6 protein-coding genes are annotated in these 4,701 nt (G+C 70.0%); all 6 read right to left on the bottom strand.

The window, feature by feature from the left end; translation table 11 throughout:
- Positions 1–359: 359 nt before the first annotated feature.
- From AB0E63_RS46225 to tsaE, 6 genes are read right to left on the bottom strand one after another with little or no spacing between them, the layout of a single operon-like run.
- Complete coding sequence (locus AB0E63_RS46225) at positions 360–1,097, bottom strand: alpha/beta fold hydrolase (RefSeq protein WP_360381223.1); 738 nt, start codon at positions 1,095–1,097, stop codon at positions 360–362.
- A complete protein-coding gene (locus tag AB0E63_RS46220; protein WP_360381220.1) occupies positions 1,094–1,540 on the bottom strand; it encodes a GNAT family N-acetyltransferase in 447 nt (148 codons plus the stop codon). Before AB0E63_RS46220 ends, AB0E63_RS46225 begins: the two co-directional genes overlap by 4 nt.
- Positions 1,537–2,589 carry a tRNA (adenosine(37)-N6)-threonylcarbamoyltransferase complex transferase subunit TsaD gene (tsaD, locus tag AB0E63_RS46215; protein ID WP_360381226.1) on the bottom strand — a complete coding sequence of 351 codons (1,053 nt, stop codon included), beginning with the start codon at positions 2,587–2,589 and terminating at the stop codon, positions 1,537–1,539. Before tsaD ends, AB0E63_RS46220 begins: the two co-directional genes overlap by 4 nt.
- Positions 2,590–2,600: 11 nt before the next feature.
- Positions 2,601–3,050: a GNAT family N-acetyltransferase gene (locus tag AB0E63_RS46210; RefSeq protein ID WP_360381217.1), complete on the bottom strand. Its 450-nt coding sequence runs from the start codon at positions 3,048–3,050 to the stop codon at positions 2,601–2,603.
- Positions 3,047–3,715 (bottom strand): tRNA (adenosine(37)-N6)-threonylcarbamoyltransferase complex dimerization subunit type 1 TsaB, encoded by a 669-nt coding sequence (tsaB, locus tag AB0E63_RS46205; protein ID WP_360381215.1) that lies wholly within the window; start codon positions 3,713–3,715, stop codon positions 3,047–3,049. Before tsaB ends, AB0E63_RS46210 begins: the two co-directional genes overlap by 4 nt.
- Position 3,716: 1 nt before the next feature.
- On the bottom strand, positions 3,717–4,643 hold the full coding sequence (gene tsaE, locus AB0E63_RS46200; protein ID WP_360381212.1) for a tRNA (adenosine(37)-N6)-threonylcarbamoyltransferase complex ATPase subunit type 1 TsaE: 927 nt from the start codon (positions 4,641–4,643) through the stop codon (positions 3,717–3,719).
- Positions 4,644–4,701: the final 58 nt, after the last annotated feature.

The following is a 4,701-nucleotide window of genomic DNA, read 5'->3' as shown; positions in this document are numbered from 1 at the left end:
CTTGGTAGGTCCGCGGGTAATCCACCCCGCCGACCGGGCGTTGACTCGCCGACACCCTCAAACCCTACTGCACTCAAGCAGAGATGCAGGACATATGATCGATCTCGCGAGCGGGTCCCCGGGGACTTGCCGGTGGGCGAGGTGCTGCGTCTGCTGCTGCACTCCCCGGGGGCCCGCCACTAACGTCGACTGAGTGTTACGCGGGTGCCGTCAGGCGTTCATCTGGGTTCGGCAGGGTGATGGGTGCAACCGGTCGGCCGCTGACCGTTCGCCTGGGGATCGAGCGGCGTACAAACCCCAGGCCTCTGCCCACTGCCGTGCCCTTCCCCGCACTGCAGTGCAGTGCAGTGCAGTGCAGTTCAGCCCACCTGGAAGCGTTCCAGCACCGGCATGCGGAGGCGAGCCACCGCGATGGACAGGACCGCGGCCGCCGACGACCTTCGCCCGTACTGCGGAAGCGGCTCGGAGTCGGCGCCGGTCGCCGAAGTGGGTACGGACCCGAGAGCGTTCGCGGTGAAGGTGGCGACCAGGGCGTTCCAGTCGGTGGGGCGGTGGAGCATGCCGTGGGTTTCCGCCTCGACCGCGTAGACGGTGACCGGGGTCCCGGTGGCGCGGAGGCGGTTGGCGTACGCGGTGGTGGCGCGAGGGTCGGTGATGGTGTCGAGCGTGCCGTGGGCGAAGGTGACCGGCGGACGGAGTGCGGTCAGCGGCTCGCCGTCCGGGAGCCAGGGCGCCAAGGCCAGTACGCCGGCCACGCGGGGATGGTCGCCCGCGGCAACAACCGTGCGGCCGCCCATCGAGTGCCCGATCAGGACGACCCGGCGGATCACCGGCGGGAGCCCGTCCAGGACCGCGCGGAGGTCCACCGCGGGGTCCGCGGCGGCGCCGTTCCATCCGCGGTAGCGATACCGCATCAGCCCGATCGCAGCCTCCGGGACGGCCGACCGCACGGCTTCCGCGAACGGCCACATCCGAAGGATGGCACCGCTCCACAGGTGCGGGTCGGCCGAGGAATGCTCCGACCCGCCATGGGCGAGCAGGACGAGATCCGTCGCCTCCACCGGATGCCGGAGCAAGTCGACCCCAGGAGGGGTCACGAGCGGTTGTAGATGTCGGCGGGCTTGCGGCGGATGATCATCATGCGCTCGGGGTCGGGGAGTTCGGTGAAGCCGTAGCTGCGGTAGAGCTCGTGGGCGTCCGCGGTCGCCAGCATCAGGCGGCGTACACCGGCCAGGTCGGGGTGATCGATCAAGGTCGACACGACGAACTTCCCCAGCCCGTGCCCACGCTGCTCGGGGACGACGAACACATCGGCCAGCCACGCGAAGGTCGCCCGATCGGTCACCATCCGCGCGAAGGCAACCATCGCACCGTCGGACGCGTAGACCCCCAGGTTCAGCGAGCCCGCGATCGACCGCGCCACCACGTCACGCGGGATGCCCGGCGCCCAGTACGACGTACTCAGGAAGCCGTGCACCACGTCGACATCGATGCGGGCGGCATCGTCGTCGGCCTCGAACCCGTCGCGGCTCCACTTCACTTGTTCAGCACCTCCGTGATCGGCATCGACGAGTCGGCCGGCAGCCCCAGCGGCGACGGCGCCTTCCCGGCCCGCACGAGCTCCGAGCCAAGGGCCGCGACCATCGCACCGTTGTCCGTGCACAACCCAGGCCGCGGCACGCGTACGGCGATGCCCGCCGCGGTGCAGCGTTCTTCCGCCATCGCGCGGAGCCGGGAGTTCGCCGCGACCCCACCACCGATCAGCAGGTGCTCGAACCCACGGTCCTTGCACGCGTCGATCGCCTTGCGGGTCAGGACGTCACACACCGCCTCCTGGAACGCGGCGGCGACGTGGTTGACGGGCACGTCCTCACCATCGCGACGCCGCGCCTCTACCCACCGTGCCACCGCGGTCTTCAAACCAGAGAAGGAGAAATCGAACCGGTGCCGCTCGAGATCCCGTTGCGAGGTCAGCCCGCGCGGGAACGTCACGTACAGCCGATCCCCGCCGTCGCGCGCCGCTTTGTCGACATAGGGACCGCCCGGGAACGGCAACCCCAGCACCCGTGCGACCTTGTCGAAGGCCTCCCCCGCGGCGTCGTCGATGGTGCTCCCCATCGGCACTACGCCATCGGTGATGTCCTCGACCGCGAGCAGCGACGAGTGCCCACCGGACACCAGCATCGCGACGCAGCCCTTCGGCAGATCGCCGTGCTCCAACGTGTCGACGGCGACATGCGCCGCCAGGTGGTTCACGCCGTACAAAGGCTTGTCGAGCGACAGCGCCAGCCCTTTGGCTGCCGCCACTCCAACAAGCAGCGCACCGGCGAGACCAGGCCCGCTCGTCACCGCGACCGCATCCACGTCCGTCGGCTTGATCCCCGCCGTCTCGCACGCGCGCCGAATCGTCGGGACCATCGCCTCCAGGTGCGCCCGACTGGCCACCTCCGGTACGACGCCGCCGAACCGCGCATGCTCCTCGACACTGGACGCGATCGCGTCGGCGAGCAGCGTCTGCCCACGGACGATCCCGACCCCGGTCTCGTCGCACGACGTCTCGATCCCCAGAATCAGGGGCTCCACGCTCACCGCATCTGAACTCACACCGACTCCCGCCACCGCATGATCACCGCATCCTCGCCACCGGCGTAGTACCCACGTCGCCGGCTGATCTCCTCGAACCCGAAGCCGCCGTACAGCTCCACGGCCGACTCGTTGCCCGCAGCAACTTCCAGCAACACCGTCCGACCGGCACACCGGGCCAGTGCCGCCGTCATCAACTGCCCGCCGATCCCGGTACGCCGTTCCGCCGGAGTCACCGCGATCCGCAACAGTTCCACCACATCCAGAGCCACCGGCGGCACCAGCAGTACGACGTATCCGACCACCGAGCCCTCGTCCGCGACCAGGATCACCCGATCCTCGGCCAGCCGATCGAACTCGGTCGCCCACGCGACCGTACTCCACGCCGACGACCCGAAGCACACCTCGTCCAGCGCGACCAGCGCCGGCTGGTCAGCCGCGACAGCCGGCCGAATGGCGGGTCTCACTTCGGCAGCACACTCTTGGGGCCGGCGGACATCGTCACGTCGGGCCGGCGCAGGTACAGCGGCTCGGGTGCGACGACATCCAGCGTCCCGGTCGCCACACCGTGAGCCAGCACCTCGGCCGATGGGTATTCCACGACATCCACACTGTCCAAGCCGAGAGCCTCGGCGTAGAGCACTGCGCCACGCCCGATCACCGGCAACCCCGACAGCACATGCGCGACGTCGGCCGGGCGATCCACCGCCGGGCCTTCCAAGCGGCGACGGCTCCCGTCCGCGGCCGGACCGTCGTACACGGCCCAGTAGATCTCCTTGCGCCGCGCATCGGTCGCAACGGCCACCGGCAACGTCAACGACGACTGCCGCGCCACGACATCCAGGCTGCAGACGCCGAAGATCTCGATCCCGAGCACGTCGGCCATCGTCCGCGCGGTCACCAGTCCGACCCGCAGCCCGGTGAACGGACCCGGTCCGACGCCGACCGCGATCCCGGTCAGGTCGCGCGCCGTGATCCCGGCGGTCGCCAAGGCGTCCGCGATCGCGGGAGCGAGCAACTCACCGTGCCGCAACGCGTCCACCGTGGTCGACGACGCGACGATCTCACCGCTCACAGCATCCGCGAGGGCGACCGTGACAGCAGCGCTCGAGGTGTCAAAGGCAAGCAACATGTCAGTTCTTCTCCAGTACAGACACCCGTACGCCGGACGCCGCCCAGCGCGGACCCACCGGCGTGATCCGCAGTTCGCGCGTCTCGTCCGTGTCGTCGTCGCCCCGGGTCACCACGACGTCCAGCCGGTCCGGCGCCAGCGCCTCGGCCAGTCCGTGACCCCACTCGACGACGGTGACCGCGTCCTCCAGACTCGCGTCGAGGTCGAGGTCGTCCAGTTCGGCGAACCCGCCAAGCCGGTAAGCATCGACGTGCACCAAGGCAGGACCGCCGGCCAGCGACGGATGCACCCGCGAGATCACGAACGTCGGCGACGTGATGGCACCGCGCACCTTCAGCCCCACGCCGAGGCCTTGCGTGAACGTCGTCTTGCCCGCCCCCAGGTCACCGGACAGCACGAGCACATCGCCGGCCCGGAGCTGCCCGGCGAGCTCCTCGCCGATCGCCTGCATGTCGTCGGCCGTCGGAACGGTCAGCTCGAGCGGCATCGCCTTGGCGTAGATCAGGTTGTGGTCCTGCTGCTCGACGATCGCGTACCCACGCCGCCGCCAGAACTCCACGGTGTCCGGCAGTTCGACCCGAGCGACCAGATTCACCCGGCTCAGCCCTCGGCGTACGGCGGCCTCTTCGGCGCACCCGACCATCGCCGACGCCACGCCGCGGCCCTGGTGGCGCGGGTCCACCGAGACGCAGCGCAGGGTGAGCAGGTCACCGGTCTGCTTGAAGAGCAGTGCACCGGCCGGCGCGCCGTCGATCAGCACGAGCAGCCCGCCATGCTCCGCGATCGCGGCGGCCACCGTCGTGGCGTTCTCAGATAGCGCGGTGGCCGGCGGGTCAAGCGCCCGGCGAGCCGAGAAGGCGTGGTGGATCACCGCGACGATCTGGTCGACGTGATCCACCGTGGCGTCGACCACATGCAGGTCGGTCATGGGGCCTCCCGGCCTGGACTGAGGAGCGTAGGGAGCGCAGCGACCGGAGCGACGAGGG

The organism is Kribbella sp. NPDC026596 (assembly GCF_040638415.1).
In the GTDB taxonomy this organism is placed as follows: Bacteria; Actinomycetota; Actinomycetes; order Propionibacteriales; family Kribbellaceae; genus Kribbella.
The sequence above is the reverse complement of the archived record's forward strand: the minus strand, read 5'-3'. Positions and strand labels throughout refer to the sequence as shown.